The organism is Streptomyces sp. NPDC102467 (assembly GCF_044765445.1).
Classification (GTDB): domain Bacteria; phylum Actinomycetota; class Actinomycetes; order Streptomycetales; family Streptomycetaceae; genus Streptomyces.
The window spans coordinates 295,979-311,536 of sequence record NZ_JBIWKA010000003.1 but is presented as its reverse complement, the minus strand read 5'-3'; the positions used below and the strand labels follow the sequence as shown (position 1 = coordinate 311,536).

At 70.7% G+C, this 15,558-nt stretch carries 14 protein-coding genes; 7 read left to right on the top strand and 7 right to left on the bottom strand.

Features of this window, described 5'->3' with window-relative positions; translation table 11 throughout:
• Positions 1-76: 76 nt before the first annotated feature.
• A complete protein-coding gene (locus ACIREE_RS07300; RefSeq protein WP_404147569.1) occupies positions 77-478 on the bottom strand; it encodes a winged helix-turn-helix transcriptional regulator in 402 nt (133 codons plus the stop codon).
• A 91-nt stretch (positions 479-569) separates the two neighbouring features.
• Here ACIREE_RS07300 and ACIREE_RS07295 point away from each other — a divergent pair, with 91 nt between their 5' ends.
• The 5 genes from ACIREE_RS07295 (at position 570) to ACIREE_RS07275 (ending at position 5,708) form a co-directional block, all read left to right on the top strand.
• Positions 570-1,445, top strand: a complete 876-nt coding sequence (locus ACIREE_RS07295) for an SDR family oxidoreductase (protein ID WP_404147567.1) — start codon at positions 570-572, stop codon at positions 1,443-1,445.
• 200 nt (positions 1,446-1,645) lie between these two features.
• Positions 1,646-2,602, top strand: coding sequence for an EamA family transporter RarD (gene rarD, locus ACIREE_RS07290; protein WP_404148201.1), 957 nt, complete (start codon positions 1,646-1,648; stop codon positions 2,600-2,602).
• Entirely contained in the window at positions 2,599-3,054 is a 456-nt protein-coding gene (locus ACIREE_RS07285; RefSeq protein ID WP_404147565.1) for a VOC family protein, read from the top strand. Before rarD ends, ACIREE_RS07285 begins: the two co-directional genes overlap by 4 nt.
• A 952-nt stretch (positions 3,055-4,006) precedes the next feature.
• A complete protein-coding gene (locus ACIREE_RS07280; protein WP_404147562.1) occupies positions 4,007-4,969 on the top strand; it encodes a M28 family metallopeptidase in 963 nt (320 codons plus the stop codon).
• Positions 4,970-5,120: 151 nt separating this feature from the next.
• A complete protein-coding gene (locus ACIREE_RS07275) occupies positions 5,121-5,708 on the top strand; it encodes a flavodoxin family protein (RefSeq protein WP_404147559.1) in 588 nt (195 codons plus the stop codon).
• On the opposite strand, the gene ACIREE_RS07270 is transcribed toward ACIREE_RS07275, so the two are convergent.
• The 5 genes from ACIREE_RS07270 to ACIREE_RS07250 all read right to left on the bottom strand — a co-directional run bounded on the left by ACIREE_RS07270 (position 5,709) and on the right by ACIREE_RS07250 (position 10,810).
• On the bottom strand, positions 5,709-6,605 hold the full coding sequence (locus ACIREE_RS07270; RefSeq protein ID WP_404147557.1) for an ABC transporter permease: 897 nt from the start codon (positions 6,603-6,605) through the stop codon (positions 5,709-5,711).
• A complete protein-coding gene (locus tag ACIREE_RS07265) occupies positions 6,592-7,539 on the bottom strand; it encodes an ABC transporter ATP-binding protein (protein ID WP_404147554.1) in 948 nt (315 codons plus the stop codon). The genes ACIREE_RS07270 and ACIREE_RS07265 overlap by 14 nt, the downstream gene beginning before the upstream one ends.
• Positions 7,540-7,622: 83 nt before the next feature.
• A complete protein-coding gene (locus ACIREE_RS07260) occupies positions 7,623-8,816 on the bottom strand; it encodes an outer membrane lipoprotein carrier protein LolA (protein ID WP_404147551.1) in 1,194 nt (397 codons plus the stop codon).
• 265 nt (positions 8,817-9,081) lie between these two features.
• Positions 9,082-9,594: a CHRD domain-containing protein gene (locus tag ACIREE_RS07255; protein ID WP_404147548.1), complete on the bottom strand. Its 513-nt coding sequence runs from the start codon at positions 9,592-9,594 to the stop codon at positions 9,082-9,084.
• A 205-nt stretch (positions 9,595-9,799) separates the two neighbouring features.
• On the bottom strand, positions 9,800-10,810 hold the full coding sequence (locus tag ACIREE_RS07250) for a polyprenyl synthetase family protein (protein ID WP_404147545.1): 1,011 nt from the start codon (positions 10,808-10,810) through the stop codon (positions 9,800-9,802).
• Positions 10,811-11,034: 224 nt separating this feature from the next.
• Between ACIREE_RS07250 and ACIREE_RS07245 the strand changes: the two genes are divergently transcribed.
• The gene (locus ACIREE_RS07245) at positions 11,035-12,537 is read left to right on the top strand and encodes a peptide MFS transporter (RefSeq protein WP_404147542.1); all 1,503 of its coding nucleotides are present in this window, start codon (positions 11,035-11,037) and stop codon (positions 12,535-12,537) included.
• Between the two features lie 24 nt (positions 12,538-12,561).
• A complete protein-coding gene (locus ACIREE_RS07240; protein ID WP_404147539.1) occupies positions 12,562-14,568 on the top strand; it encodes a CocE/NonD family hydrolase in 2,007 nt (668 codons plus the stop codon).
• A 38-nt stretch (positions 14,569-14,606) separates the two neighbouring features.
• On the opposite strand, the gene ACIREE_RS07235 is transcribed toward ACIREE_RS07240, so the two are convergent.
• Entirely contained in the window at positions 14,607-15,413 is an 807-nt protein-coding gene (locus ACIREE_RS07235; RefSeq protein ID WP_404147536.1) for a Cof-type HAD-IIB family hydrolase, read from the bottom strand.
• Positions 15,414-15,558 lie beyond the last annotated feature (145 nt).

The window sequence follows — 15,558 nt, the reverse complement described above, 5'->3', positions numbered from 1 at the left end:
GCCCCCGTGTGCCGTGGGCATGCCGGGCCGAACGGCCCTGCGTGGCCTGAAACCCATGCCCGGACGGCCAGTTACGTCAGGCGGACGACCCGGGCGCCCGGATCTCGTCGTACATCGCCCGCGCCGCGTCCACGTCGGCCATCCGCCGCTCCGTCCACTCCGCGAGCGCGCGCACCTGGACCGCCGCCTCCCGGCCGAGGGCAGTGAGCGAATAATCGACGCGCGGCGGGATCACCGGTTTGGCGTCGCGGTGCACCATGCCGTCGCGCTCCAGGGTCTGCAGCGTCTGCGTGAGCATCTTCTCGCTGACCCCGCCGATCTCCCGGCGCAGCTCGCTGAACCGGAACGACCGCTCCTCCAGAGCGAGCAGCACCAGGACGCCCCACCGGCTCGTGACGTGCTCGAGGACCAGGCGCTGGGGGCACATCCCTTCGCCGGCCGTCCACCCCCGTACCGTGCTGACCTTACTTACTCCCATGCCAGTACCTTACTTCAAAGTGGGTACTTACGAAACCACAGCGCTACCCCTACGGTGGAGGAAGAACCGCCCACTCAAGGAGTTTTCCGTCATGAGCCTCGTCATCACCGGAGCCACCGGGCACCTCGGCCGCCTCGTCGTCGAAGGGTTGCTCGCCGCGGGCGTGCCCGCCGGGGAGATCGCCGCCGTCGTGCGCGACAAGGAGAAGGCCGCCGAGCTGTCCGCCCGCGGCGTCGAGCTGCGCATCGCCGACTACAGCGCCCCCGAGACCCTGAACGGCGCCTTCCGCTCCGGCGACAAGGTGCTGCTGATCTCCGGCAGCGAGGTCGGGCAGCGCGTGGCGCAGCACCAGGCCGTGATCGACGCCGCGAAGGCCGCGGGCGTGGCCTCGCTCGCGTACACCGGCGTGCTCGGCGGCCCGGACGCCGACTTCGCCCTCGCCGACGAGCACAAGGTCACCGAGCAGGCGATCCTCGACTCCGGCCTGCCGTACACGTTCCTGCGCAACGGCTGGTACCACGAGAACTACACCGAGAACCTGGCCCCGGTCCTGGAGCACGGCGCCGTCCTCGCGTCCGCGGGCGAGGGCCGGGTCGCCTCCGCCTCGCGCGCCGACTACGCCGCGGCCGCCGTCGCCGTACTGACCGGCGAGGGCCACGAAGGCAAGGCGTACGAGCTCAGCGGGGATGTCGCCTGGTCACTCGCCGAGTACGCCGCCGAGGTCGCGAAGCAGTCCGGCAAGGAGATCGTCTACCGGGCCGTGACGCCCGAGGAGAACCGGGAAGTACTGCTCGGCGCCGGCCTGCCCGCTCCGTTCGCCGACATCCTCGTCGGCGTCGACACCGCCATCGAGCAAGGACTGCTCGCCCGGCGGAACGGGGACCTCGCCCGTCTCATCGGGCGGCCTACGACTCCGCTCGCCGAGGCCGTCGCGGAAGCGGTCCCCCAGGCCTCCCCGGGGCGCTGAAGTAGGCCGGTTCGGCGTCAGGACCGTATGGCGATACGGGCATGACACGCACCGTCCCGTGGCGCTACCTTCCTAGGTGGCCGCCGCGGGGCTGCCGGGTGTGGGTGTCATGAGGAGGGTCCGTGCAGGACGGGGCGACAGGGACGTCGGAGCGCAACGAGGGGCGCGTCGGGCTCCTCAACGGTTTCGCGGCATACGGAATGTGGGGCCTCGTGCCCCTGTTCTGGCCGCTGCTCAAGCCCGCCGGATCAGTGGAGATCCTGGCCAACCGCATGGTGTGGTCACTCGCCTTCGTAGGCGTCGCCATGCTCTTCGTCCGCGAGTGGGGCTGGGCCCGGGAACTGTTGCGTCAGCCCAAGCGGCTCGGGCTCGTCGCTGTCGGCGCCGCCGTCATCACCGTCAACTGGGGCGTCTACATCTGGTCCGTGAACTCCGGCCACGTCGTCGAGGCGTCGCTGGGGTACTTCATCAATCCCCTCGTCTCCATCGCCCTCGGCGTGCTGCTGCTCAAGGAACGACTGCGGCTCGCGCAGTGGATCGCCGTCGGGGTCGGGCTGCTCGCCGTGCTCGTGCTCGCCATCGGATACGGGCAGCCGCCGTGGATCTCGCTCGTCCTCGCGTTCTCCTTCGGCACGTACGGGCTCGTGAAGAAGAAGGTGAACCTCAGCGGCCTCGAATCGCTCGCCGCCGAGACCGCCATCCAGTTCCTGCCCGCGCTCGCCTATCTGCTGTGGCTCGGCTCCCAAGGGCGCTCGACATTCGCCTCCGAAGGCGCCGGCCACGCGGTGCTTCTCGCGTCGACCGGGCTGGTCACCGCCGTGCCGCTCGTCTGCTTCGGGGCCGCCGCGATCCGGGTGCCGCTCTCCACTCTCGGGCTGCTGCAGTACCTCGCGCCCGTCTTCCAGTTCATCCTCGGGATCGTCTACTTCCACGAAGCCATGCCGCCTGAGCGGTGGGCCGGGTTCGCCCTGGTGTGGCTCGCGCTCGTCCTGCTGACCTGGGACGCGTTGCGCTCCGCTCGGGCCGGGCGGCTTGCGTTGGTCCGGGCGGAGGTTGCCGCTGCCGGGGTTGGAGCTGGAGCTGGAGGTGGAGTTGTTGGGGTTGAGGCTGAGGTTGAGGCTGTTGAGGTGCCGGGCGGACGTATAAGTGGGGGATGACCGTGACCTTTGACTGGAAGCTCGTCGTCGATGCCGCCGATCCGCATGCGCAGGCCGAGTTCTGGGCCGCCGCGCTCGGATACGAGATCGAGGACAACGCCGCGTTGATCGGAGGGCTCCTCGGGGCCGGCGCGGTGACCGAGGCCGAGACCATCGAGCGGTGGGGGCGGCGGGCCTTCCGGGACCTGGTCGCCGTTCGGCACCCCGGTGACCCGGTCGACGAGCGGACCGGGACCGGGCTGGGGCGGCGGATTCTGTTCCAGCGGGTGCCCGAGGCCAAGACCGGCAAGAACCGGCTGCACATCGATGTTCACGCCGGGCCCGAGCGCCGTGCCGAAGAGACTGCGCGGCTTGTCGGGCTCGGGGCGCGTGTGGTGCGGTCCGTGGATACGCAAGGGGGGCAGTGGGTCGTCATGGGTGATCCCGAGGGGAACGAGTTCTGCGTGCAGTGATCGGGCTCCTCGGCCCCCATAGGCGGTCCTCCGCTGCGCTTTGCGCCCTGTTTCGTGGGTGGGGCGGGGCCGTGTCGGGGTGCCTCCTCGGCCGGATCGGTCTCCAACCCTGATTGCGCCATGGGCGGTCATCCGGCGCTGGGTTCCCGCGGTGTCCTGCGGGGGCACCCCGACACGTCCCCTCCCGTCGTCTTGCGAGTGCCGGCCGGTGGAGCGTCTGGCATTTCGAGTGCCGACCGGTGGAGCGCCAGGGATCGCGAGTGCACCACCGTCGGCTGCCGCCCCGGTGACGGCCAGGGCGCGCCGCCGTCGGCTGCCGCCCCGGTGACGGCCAGGGCGCGCCGCCGTCGGCTGCCGCCCCGGTGACGACCCGGGTGCGCCGCCGTCGGCTGCCGCCCCGGTGACGACCCGGGTGCGCCGCCGTCGGCTGCCGCCCCCGCCGCCTCATCGCCCCCGCCTTGGGCAATCTGCCTCCCCCAGACTCCGTCCGGGGGGACCCCCAGGGCGGCAGGGTGGGCAAGGCGGCACCTCAGCGCCGGGTACGCCATGCAAGGAGGCCCTCGCGGAAACGCCGAGACGATGGTCCCAGCGCCGGGGCACCGTGCACGTAGGCCCGCGCGAAAGCACCGATGTGGCGCCCCAGTGCCGGCGCACCGCGTAAACAAGCCCGCACAAGAACCCCGGTACGGCATCCCCAGCGCCGCGGCACCACGCAAACAAGCCCGCACGCAAAGCCCGGTACCGCGCCGGACGCACCGCATAAACAGGCCCCCGCGAACACCCGTTCCGGACACGTACGCGCCGCGGCTCATCCCGTCCTGCGACCTCAGAAGCAGGCTGCCCGGATTTCGAACACGGGTGTCCTGAATACGCTCTTGACGGTGTGTCAGCACGCCAGGAACATCAGGCCACCTCAATCCCTGCACCCACCGAGGAACCAGGAGCCCCCCACATGCCCCTGCAACCCATACGCGTGCGGCTCGCAGCCGCGTCTCTGCTCACCGCCGCCACCCTCGTCACCGCCGCCGCCACACCAGTCGGCGCCGCGCCGGAGGCCACCGCCGCGCCGCAGGCCCTCGCCGCGCCCGACATACCCGTGGCCTCCGTCAAGGCCCACCTCGCCCAGCTCCAGTCCATCGCCACGGCCAACGGCGGCAACAGAGCCCACGGCCGCCCGGGTTACAAGGCCTCCCTCGACTACGTGAAGAGCAAGCTGGACGCGGCCGGATTCACCACCTCCGTCAAGCAGTTCACGTCCGGCGGCCGCACCGGGTACAACTTGGTCGCCGACTGGCCCGGCGGCGACACGAACCAGGTCGTCATGGCCGGCGCCCACCTCGACAGCGTCACCGCGGGGCCCGGCATCAACGACAACGGGTCCGGGTCCGCCGCGATCCTGGAGACCGCGCTCGCCGTCTCCCGTGCCCAGTTCAAGCCGGCCAAGCATCTGCGGTTCGCCTGGTGGGGCGCCGAGGAGCTCGGCATGGTCGGCTCCCGGAACTACGTGAACTCCCTTGCCACCAGCGACCGTTCGCGAATCTCCGGGTATCTGAACTTCGACATGGTCGGCTCGCCCAACCCGGGCTACTTCGTGTACGACGACGATCCCGCCCTGGAGAAGGTCTTCAAGAACTTCTACGCAGGGCTCGGCATCCCCACCGAGATCGAGACCGAGGGCGACGGCCGCTCGGACCACGCCCCCTTCAAGAGCGCGGGCATTCCGGTCGGCGGGCTGTTCAGCGGCGCCGACTACAAGAAGACCACCGCTCAGGCCCAGAAGTGGGGCGGCACTGCGGGCAAGGCGTTCGACGCCTGCTATCACGCGTCCTGCGACACCGCCACGAACATCGACAGCACCGCCCTCGATCACAACAGTGACGCCATCGCCTACGCGGTGTGGGAGCTCGCCCAGTAGCCGCAGCCGTAGCCGTAGCCCCCGCAGTCGGGCGTCCCGTAGTCATGGCCCCGTAGTCGTGCGTACCGCGACGCTTTGCCTTTCGCTACTTACTTGCGCGTGCATATACTGCATGCGCAAGTAAGTAGCGTCCGTGATTCAGGGGGCCACCATGACCAGCCGCAACTTCCTGTTCGTACTCGGCAGCAGCCGATCCGGCGGCAACACCGAGATCCTCGTCCGCAAGGCCGCCGAGCAGCTGCCGCCGGACGTCGGGCAGCGCTGGCTCGATCTGGCCGAGCATCCGCTCCCCGACTTCGAGGATCTGCGGCACGACAGCGACCACCTGCGCCCGGAGGGCGATGACGTGGCGCTGCTGCTCGACGCCACCCTCGCCGCCACCGACATCGTCATCGCGTCGCCGCTCTACTGGTATTCGGTCTCCGCCTCCACCAAGCGCTACCTCGATCACTGGTCCGGCTGGCTGCGCACCCCGGGCATCGACTTCAAAGCCACCCTCGCCGGGCGCACCCTGTGGGGCGTCACCGCCCTCGCGCACGAGGAGCAGGTCGTCGCGGACCCGCTGGTCGGCACCCTGCGCAACTCGGCCGCGTACATGGGCATGCACTTCGGCGGTGTGCTCCTCGGCAACGGCAGCAAGCCCGGCGACGTACAGAAGGACGAGGAGGCCCTTGTCCGCGCCAAGACGTTCTTCGCGCAGGCCGCGCCGCTCGCCACATTCCCGTACGAGCAGGGGTAGTTACGCCGTGATGTCCTTCGCCGTGAAGCGGGCCCAGGCCGCCGAGCCGAAGACCGCCGCGTACAGCGCCTGGAGTTCGAGGTTCTTCGTCAGGTCGTCCCAGTAGATCGGCTCGCGCATCAGATCGGCGAAGGACAGCCAGTAGTGGGAGAAGAAGTACGGTTGCAGTGCGTGCAGTTGGGGGATCTGGTCCAGGATCTGGATCGTGATCAGCAGGCCCACTGTCGTCGCCATGGCCGCGATGCCGCTGTTCGTGAGCGTGGAGACGAACAGGCCGAGCGCTGCCAGGCCGATGAGGGACGCCGCCACGGTGAGGGCGATGAGCAACGCGCGCCACAGGCCCTCGCCGAAGCTGATCGGCGTACCGGAGATGGTGACGACGTCGCCGAGCGGGAAGAGGACCGCTCCCGTGATCAGCGCCGAGACGGCCACCACGAGCGTGGCCACCACGCAGAACGCCATCGTCGTCGCGTACTTGGTCAGGAGGAGACGGGTGCGGCCCGCCGGGGCCACCAGGAGGTAGCGGAGCGTTCCCGCGCTCGCCTCGCCGGCCACCGCGTCGCCCGCGATGACGCCGACCGCCATGGGGAGGAAGAACGGGAGCGTCGCCGCCAGTGCGGTGAAGACCAGGAACAGGCCGTTGTTCGTGATCTGCGCGATGAATGCCGGGCCGCCGCCGCCCTCGGGGCCGCCCCCGCCGAGCGATGAGCCGTCGCCCGTCTCGATCTTCACCGCTACGCCGATCAGGATCGGGACACCCGCGAGGACCGCGAGCAGCGCGAGCGTGCGCCAGCGGCGGAACGTCGTGGTCAGCTCGCTGCGCAGCAGGCCCAGGGTCCAGAGGGGGTTCGCCCGCGATGGGGCGGCGGTCCGGTGTACTGCTTCAGCCTGCGACATCGAAGCCCTCTCCGGTCAGGGCGACGAACGCGTCCTCCAGTGATGCCCGTTCCACGCCGAAGCCTCGGACACGTACGCCCGCGGTGACGAGCGCCGTGTTCAGGTCCGCCAAGTCCGTTTCGGGAGGAGGGGGTTCGGCCGTCACGCGGTCGTCGGTCGTTTCCACGATGGTGATGCCGTGTTCCTTGAGTACGCGGGCCGCGTCGGTCGGGTCGGGGGTGGTGACGGTCAGCTTTCCCCGTGTTCCCGCGGCCAGTTCGGCGACCGGGCCCTGCGTGATCAGGTGGCCCTGCGCCATCACCGCAGCGTGCGTACAGACCTGCTCGATCTCGTCGAGGAGGTGGGAGGAGAGGAAGATGGTGGTGCCGTCCGATGCCAACTCTCGGATGAGGGTTCTGATTTCTCTCATGCCCTGTGGGTCCAGGCCGTTCGTCGGCTCGTCCAGGACCAGGAGGCGGCGTGGCTGGAGCAGCGCCGAAGCGAGGCCGAGGCGCTGTTTCATGCCGAGCGAGTACGCCTTCGCCTTCTTGGCCGCCGCGGCCGTCAGACCCACCCGGTCCAGCGCCTCCGCGACCCGCGCCTTGCGGGTGCGCGGGTCGGCGGTCGGGTCGGCGGAGTCGTAGCGCAGCAGGTTGTCGCGGCCGTTCAGGAAGCCGTACAGGGCCGGGCCCTCGATGAGCGTGCCGACGTGCGGCAGGACGGCGCGGGTGGCTCGGGGCATCGGGTGGCCGAGGACCTGGGCGGTGCCCGCGGTCGGCTCGATCAGGCCCATCAGCATGCGGATGGTGGTGGTCTTGCCCGATCCGTTCGGCCCGAGGAAGCCGAAGACGGCGCCTTCCGGGACGGTCAGACTCAGCCGGTCGACGGCCAACTGGCCGCCGCGGTACCGCTTGGTGAGCTCCCGGGTCTCGATGACCGGCGTTACCGGCGCCATGCCCCTCCCTCGTCCCTCGTCGCACGAACAGCGAGGGGGCGGTGCGCACCGCCCCCTCGCCCTCGCCCTCGTCCACCAGTGCGTCAGGCCGCGTCGGCCGCCTTCACCAGCGCGTCCTTGGTGACCGCTCCCGCGTAGACCTTCCCGTCCTGGGTGATCAGTACGTTCACCAGGCGGGTCGAGTACACGGTGCCGGACCCGAACTTCCCCGTCACCTTGGAGCCCAGGGAGTCGAGGAACTTCTGCGCGTCCGCCGGCATGTCGCCCGACGCGGAGCCCGATGCCAGGCCCGCGGCGCCGGAGTCACCCGGCAGCTTCAGCTCGGCGACCGAGGTCCAGCCCTTGCCGATCACGTTGAGCCCGTCCAGGGCCGCGGCGCCCTTCGGCGCCTTCTCCGCCCGGTCCTTGCCCTGCGCGGGCAGCTTGTCGGCCTCGGTGACCTTGGTGCCCTTCGACGGCTTGAAGTCGAAGGTGGACGCGGCCGGCCTGCCGAAGTCGACCTTGGTGAAGCCCGCGTCGACGACGGCCGCGCCGCCGCTCGCCGGGGTCAGCGTGAACTTCAGCGGCGTACCGGTCTTCGCGTCCACGGAGACCGTGACCGCGCCGACCGTCGAACCGGACTGCTTGGGCTTGATCTGCAGCCGGTACGCGTCGCGGCCCGCGACCTGCGCCGTGCCGTCCACGGTGAACGACGTGCTGTCGCCGGACGCCTTGAGGATCTCGTCCGTGAGCTGCTTCGGCGTGGCGGGCACCTCGGGCGACTGCTTCTTCGCGCGGTCGCCGGACGCCTGGGCGCCCTTCGCGTGGTACGCCTCGTCCGACTTGCTGTCGTACGCCCACATGTCCGTGCCGTTGTGGATCAGGCTGTACTCGGACGCGTCGCCCAGGATCGACAGCTTCTGCCGGTCCTGGCCGTCCGCCGCGACGCGCAGCGTGTGCGTGCCGGAGGCGAGCTCGGTCAGCTTCGCCTGCGGGTCGGCCGACGAGGAGCCCGCGTCCCCGCCGGTGAGGCCGGAGGCCGCGCCGCCGAGCGACGGCAGGCCCAGATCCGTGTGGATCTTCACGGTGCCGGACAACTGCTCGGTGTCCGACGTGGCGATCTTCTCGATGAGCTGCTGAGCGGTGATCTGCGGGAGATCCGGGTCGCCCGAATCGGCGAGCGCCGGGACGAGCCCGATCGTCGCGGCGGCCACCCCCACCACGGCCACGGGGACCGCGTAGCGAGCCACTTTGCGGCGCCCGGCGCCCTGGCTGTCTTCGGATTCGTACGGTGCCATGCTGTTGCCCTACCTCCGTGTTCGGCGGCGGCTTACCGTCCTGTGCACTCGTCGTCTGTCTGTCGGATGCTCGTCCACCCCAAGCCGCCATTCTCACCCGAATTGGTCAGGAGTGGTGTACTCAATCTGACCAAACCGGCCACACGGAAGCGTCAGACCCCAGGATCAACTCCGTGTACACCTACGGGATGACACAGCGCAGCGGCGCCTGCCCCGACCCGTAAGGGTGCGGGAGAGGCGCCGCCGATGATCGCCGGGGAGCGCGTCACTTCCCCGTGTGGACCCGGTGGAGCTGGCCGCGGACGGCGCCGCCGGGGAATTCGGCCGTGTGCAGATTGGCGTAGAACCCGCCCGGATCTGCGGCGATCCGGCGCAGCAGGGCCCGGTCCCGGACCGTGACGGTGCCGGTGACGCGGTGCTGGTGGGCCGTGCGGAGGAGCTTGGTGAAGTCGACCTTGATGGCGCCGTTGACGCCCTTGGCGCCCTGGTGGATGTGGAGCATGATCGGCTTGCCGACGCGGTCCCACCTCGCGGTGACGGACACCTTGTCCCCCTTGAGCCGGACGAACTCCAGGGCCATGCCGTCCTTGTCGCCGACGGCGGGGCCGCCCTTGACGGGGACCTCGTTGGCCCCCTTGAGACTCGCCACGAGGACGGTCTCGCGCGCGCCGGTCTCGGGCCGGCCCCGGTCCGCGACGGCCGCGGGAACGGTGAGCGCCGCGGTGGTGAAGGCTGCCGCGCCGATGCTCGCCGCGGCCAGCAGAATCCGTGTACCCATGGTCGGTTCCCCCCTGTCGGGCCGACGCCCCCTGCGCCGGCCTCCGGGTAGAGCGAACTGGTGCCACATCTGCCGTACGGAGCGCGAGAAGTGGGTCCGCTCCCTATCCCAGGGTGGCAGCACGCGCCGCGCGCGACGCGCACCAAGCTCGCCAATGCGGATCCGACCGGTTTCGCGGGGCCGGGGGCGGCCGGTCCGGGCGGGGTCAGCCCGCCCGGTGCACCACCGCGTCGCAGAGTTCCACCAGCGCCGCCTTCGCCTCGCACTCCGGGAGGGGCGCAAGGGCGGAACGGGCCTCCTCCGCGTAGCGCACCGTGTCGCGGCGGGCCTGCTCCAGGGCGGGGTGGGCGCGCAGCCGGGAGATCGCCTCGGCGAGCCGGGCGTCGTCGGCGAGGTCGGAGTCGAGCAGCTCGACCAGGGCCTGGTCCTCGGGCAGTCCGAGGAGCCCCGCGCGCTCGCGCAGGCGCAGCACCGGCAGGGTGGGGATGCCCTCGCGCAGGTCGGTGCCCGGGGTCTTGCCGGACTCGTGCGAGTCGGAGGCGATGTCGAGCACGTCGTCGGCGAGCTGGAAGGCGACGCCGAGCCGCTCCCCGTACTGGGTGAGGACGTCGACGACCGTCTCGTCCGCGCCGGACATCATCGCGCCGAACCGGCAGGCCACCGCGATGAGGGAGCCGGTCTTGCCGCTGAGCACGTCCAGGTAGTGGTCGACCGGGTCGCGCCCGTCGGCCGGGCCCGCGGTCTCCAGGATCTGGCCGGTGACCAGGCGCTCGAACGCCTCCGCCTGGATGCGGACGGCGTCCGGGCCGAGGTCGGCCAGGATGTGCGAGGCGCGGGCGAAGAGGAAGTCTCCGGTGAGGACCGCGACGGAGTTGCCCCAGTGCTGGTTGGCGCTCTCCACGCCCCGGCGCACGTCGGCCTCGTCCATCACGTCGTCGTGGTAGAGCGTCGCGAGGTGGGTGAGCTCGACGACGACGGCTGAGGGCACGATGCCCGGCGCGTACGGGTCGCCGAACTGGGCGGCGAGCGTCACGAGCAGTGGCCTGAAGCGTTTGCCGCCGGCCCGCACCAGGTGCTGGGCGGCCTCCGTGATGAAGGGGACCTCGCTCTTGGTCGCTTCGAGCAGCCCCTCCTCGACAGCCACCAAACCAGCCTGGACGTCGGCTTCGAGAGCCTGGTCCCGAACGCTAAGACCGAAAGTCCCGACGACGGTCACGAGAGGTTCTCCTGTCTGCTGACGATCACGACATTCACATGGCGAACTCGGTCGATCATTCGGTCGATGACCCGGTTTGTCGATGTGTCGCTGCCATCACTCAAGTCAGCGTATCCGGTCGCGTTTCGATCACAGAGAGCGCCCGCCCGCACAACCCAGCCCAGGCGACCCAGGAGCACCCCCGGTATGTTGCTGATCAGCCCATACGACCGGGAGTACACGCTTTGTCCCGCACCACTACCGACCCCGAACCTGCGGCCGAGCCGCCGCCGGGCGACGACTCCGCCTTCTTCGGGCAGCCACGCGGCCTGCTGACGCTGTCGGGCCTTGAGGTCTGGGAACGTTTCTCGTTCCTGGGCATGCAGGCCATCCTCGTGCTGTTCTTCGCCGACACCGTCGCACACGGCGGCATGGGCATGGACCCCGGCACGGCGGCGTCGGTCTCTGCCGCGTACGGAACCCTCGTCTACCTGGTCTCCGTCGCGGGCGGCTGGCTCGCCGACCGGATCCTCGGCTCGTACCGCGCCGTCCTGTGGGGCGGCATCCTCATCGCCTGCGGCCACTACTCGATGGCGGTGCCCACGCCGACGATGACCTGGGTCGGACTCGGCCTGATCAGCGCCGGTACCGGGCTGCTCAAGCCGAACGTCGCCTCCATGGTCGGCAAGCTCTACCGCACCGACGACGAGCGCCGCGACGCCGGGTTCGCGCTGTACTACATGGGCATCAACATCGGCGCGTTCGCCGGACCGCTGATCACCGGCTGGCTCGGCGACCACAAGGGCTGGCACTGGGGCTTCTCCGCGGCCGCGATCGGTATGACCTTCGGCCTGATCCAGTACGTCGCCGGGCGGCGTCACCTGGCCGGGCGCAAGCACGCCGCCGAGTACGCGCTGCCGCCCGAGGGGATGCGCCGCGCGGTGCGGACGATCGTCGTCGGCGTGGTCGTGGTGGCCGTGCTCGCCGTGCTGCTGGCCTCCGTCGGCTGGCTGACCATGGACCGCTTCGTCGACTGCCTCACCGTCATCTCGGTGATCGCGCCGATCGTGTACTTCACGGTGATGTTCCGCAGCCCGCGGGTCACGGCCGAGGAGCGCGGCCGCCTGCGCCCCTACCTGGTCCTGTTCGTCGGCTCTGTCGCCTTCAACTTCATCCTCTTCCAGGCCTACTCGACGATGATCCTGCTGGCCTCGACCAACGCCGAGACGACCATCTTCGGGCTGCACTTCCCCGCCAGCTGGTACGCCTCCGCGCTCGGCGCCTTCGAGGTCGCCCTGGCGCCCGTGGTGGCGGGCGTGTGGGCGCGGATGGGCCCGCGCCAGCCGCACGCCTCCAACAAGATCGCGTTCGGTGTGATCCTGGGCGGCCTGTCGTTCCTGCTGATGGTCCTGCCGACGTCCGGGCACAGCGACGACACGTACAAGATGGCCGTCTGGTGGATCGTCGGCTCGTACCTGCTGCTCGGGCTCGGCGACATCCTCGTGGAGACGTCGGGCATGTCGGCGACGACCAAGCTCGCCCCGAAGGCCTTCGCCAGCCAGACCATGTCGCTCTGGTTCCTCTCGCTCGCCCTCGCGAACGGCATCCAGGCACAGACCGTGAAGCTCTACGGCGAGGTCTCCAACTCCGCTTACTTCGGCGTCAACGGCGCCATCGCCGTCGCCGTCGGCGTCGCCGTGATCGCCCTGGCGCCGTGGCTGCGCCGCACCATGCACCCCGTTCACTGAGGCCGAGGCCATCGAGGTTTTCCCATGAGCACTCCGAAGATCGAGACGACATTCCCCTACGGGACGACCCGCGAGGACATCCGCGTACCCCTCTCGGACGGGACGACGCTCTTCGCGCGCGTCTGGCGCCCGGTGACCGACGAGCCGGTGCCCGTCCTCCTCGAATATCTCCCGTACCGCCTCTCCGACTGGACGGCGCCGCGCGACTGGCAGCGCCACCCCTGGTACGCGGGCCACGGCTACGCCTCCGTCCGCGTCGACGTGCGCGGACACGGAAACTCCGAGGGCAGGCCCGGCGACGAGTACGACGCGCAGGAGCTCGCCGACGGCGTCGAGGTCGTCAACTGGCTCGCCGCACAGCCCTGGTCGAGCGGCAAGGTCGGCATGTTCGGCATCTCCTGGGGCGGCTTCAACTCCCTGCAGATCGCGGCCCTCGCGCCCGAGCCGCTCAAGGCGATCGTCACCGTCTGCTCCACGGACGACCGCTATGACAACGACGTGCACTACATGGGTGGTTCCGTGCTCGCCGTCGACATGCACGCGTGGGCGGCGACCATGCTCGCCTTCGTGTCGCGCCCGCCGGACCCGCAGTACGTGGGCGAGGTCTGGCGCGACATGTGGACCGAGCGCCTGGAGGCCGTCGAGCCCTTCATCCACACCTGGCTGAAGCACCAGACCCGCGACGAGTACTGGCGCCACGGCAGCGTCTGCGAGGACTACTCCGCGATCAAGGCCGGTATCCTCGCCGTGGGCGGCTGGCACGACCCGTACCGCGACACCGTGCTCCGCCTCGTGGAGGCGCTCCCCGACGAGCAGGTGCGCGGCCTCATCGGGCCGTGGTCGCACCAGTACCCGGACCGCGGCCTGCCGCCGGGCCCGGCGATCGGCTTCCTCCAGGAGACGCTGCGCTGGTGGGACCACTGGCTCAAGGGCGACGACACCACGGGCGTGATGGCCGAGCCCAAGCTCCGCTCCTGGATCAGCGACTCGCACCCGCCCGCGACCGTCTACGAGGAGCTGCCCGGCCGCTGGGTCGGCGACCCCTCCTGGCCCTCCCCGAACGTCTCCCCCGTCTCCTACGCGCTTCAGGGCAGCCCCGTCCTGGTCCGCTCCCCGCAGCAGACGGGCCTCGACGCGGGCCGCTTCTTCCCGTTCGGCAACGACGCGGATCTGCCGCCCGACCAGCGGGACGAGGACGCCAAGTCGGCCTGCTTCGAGTTCGAGGTGCCCTCGGACGTATGGGTGCTGGGCCGGCCGCGCGTGACGGCGCGGATCACTTCCACGGTGCCGCGCGGCCAGGTCATCGCCCGTCTCTGCGATGTCGCGCCGGACGGTTCCTCCACGCTGGTCACCCGCGGCGTGCTCAATCTGTCCTCGCGGCACGGCCGGGCGGCGTCGCTGCCCTGGGTGCCGGGCACCACCGAGGACGTCACGTTCGACCTGAACGGCATCGGGCACGTCTTCCCCGCCGGGCACCGCATCCGCCTCGCGGTCTCCTCCACGTACTGGCCCTGGATCTGGCCCCAGCCGGGCTCGGCCACCGGTTTCACCCTGGACCCGGTCGGTACCTCCCTCGAACTGCCGGTGCGGTCCGAGGAGTTGGGCGGGACGATCTCCTTCGGTGATCCCGAGCAGTCGGAGCCGCTCGGGGTCGTGTACCCCGCGTCGCTGGACGAGCAGCGGCCCGAGCGTCTGGTCGTCCGCGATGTCGCCAAGGGCGAGTGGCGCCTGGAGGTCGACCCGCGGTACGGCGGTACGCGGGTGTACCCGGACGGCCTGGAGTTCACCGAGGACGCCGTGGAGACGTACGTCATCGACGAGGACGACCCGCTGTCGGCCCGCACCCGCTCGGACTGGTCGATCCGGCTGCACCGGCCCGAGCTCGGGTGGGACGCGACGGTGCAGACCCGGTCCGAAATCGCTTGCACGGAAATGGAGTTCGTCACGTCGAGTGAGGTGGTGTGCCGGGACCGGGGCGAGGTGGTGTTCCACCGGACGTGGGAGGAACGGATTCCGCGGACGGCCGGCTGAGCCCGGCCGGGGGGCGCAGGCTCCCGTCCCCCTACCCCCTATCCGTAGAGACGCTCCAGCACCGCGGCCACCCCGTCGTCCTCGTTCGACGAGGTCACCTCGGCGGCCACGGCCATGAGTTGGGGGTGCGCGTTGGCCATGGCCACCCCGCGGGCCGCCCACCCGAACATCGGCACATCGTTCGGCATGTCACCGAAGGCGACGGTGTCGGCGGCCCCGGCGCCGAGCCGCTCGGCCGCCAGGCTCAGGCCCGTCGCCTTCGTGACGCCGTACGGCTGGAGTTCGACCGTGCCGGGCCCCGACATGGTGACGGAGGCCAGCGGGCCGACCGCGGCGCGGGCCACCGCAGCCAACTCGTCGTCCGTCAGGGCCGGGTGACGCAGCAGCACCTTGCTGATGGGCTCCGCCCACAGGTCGGCGCGGCGGTGCACCCGGACGGCCGGGAGCGTGGGGTGCGGCATCAGATACTGCGGCTCGATGAGGGTGAGGCCGTCGACGCCGTCCTGGTCGACGGCCGCGTACACCTGCCCGACCTCCGCCTCGATCTTCCCCAGCGCCTGCTCGGCCAGTTCCCGGTCGAGGGTCAGCGACCAGACCAGCCGGTCGCTCGCGACGTCGTACAGCTGCGCCCCTTGCGCGCACACGGCGAGCCCGGCGGAGCCGCCCAGGTCGTCGAGGAGCGACTTGACGCGCGGCGCGGGCCGGCCCGTCACCACTATGTGCCGGGCACCGGCCGCGGCGGCTGTCGCGAGAGCGGCCCGGGTGCGGTCGGAGACCGTGTCGTCGCCGCGCAGCAGCGTTCCGTCCAAGTCCGTTGCGATGAGGGCATATGCGGGTGCGGGCATGATCCGAAGAATACGGACCGGCCGCCCGTGCGGGCCGTCGAGTACCGGCCGTGTGGTGCGGGTGTGGTAATGCGTCACGGGGAGCGGTCCCGGGGCGCCCCGGGACCTCCTCGTACCGGTGGGCCCTCAGGTCACGAGCCCGCGG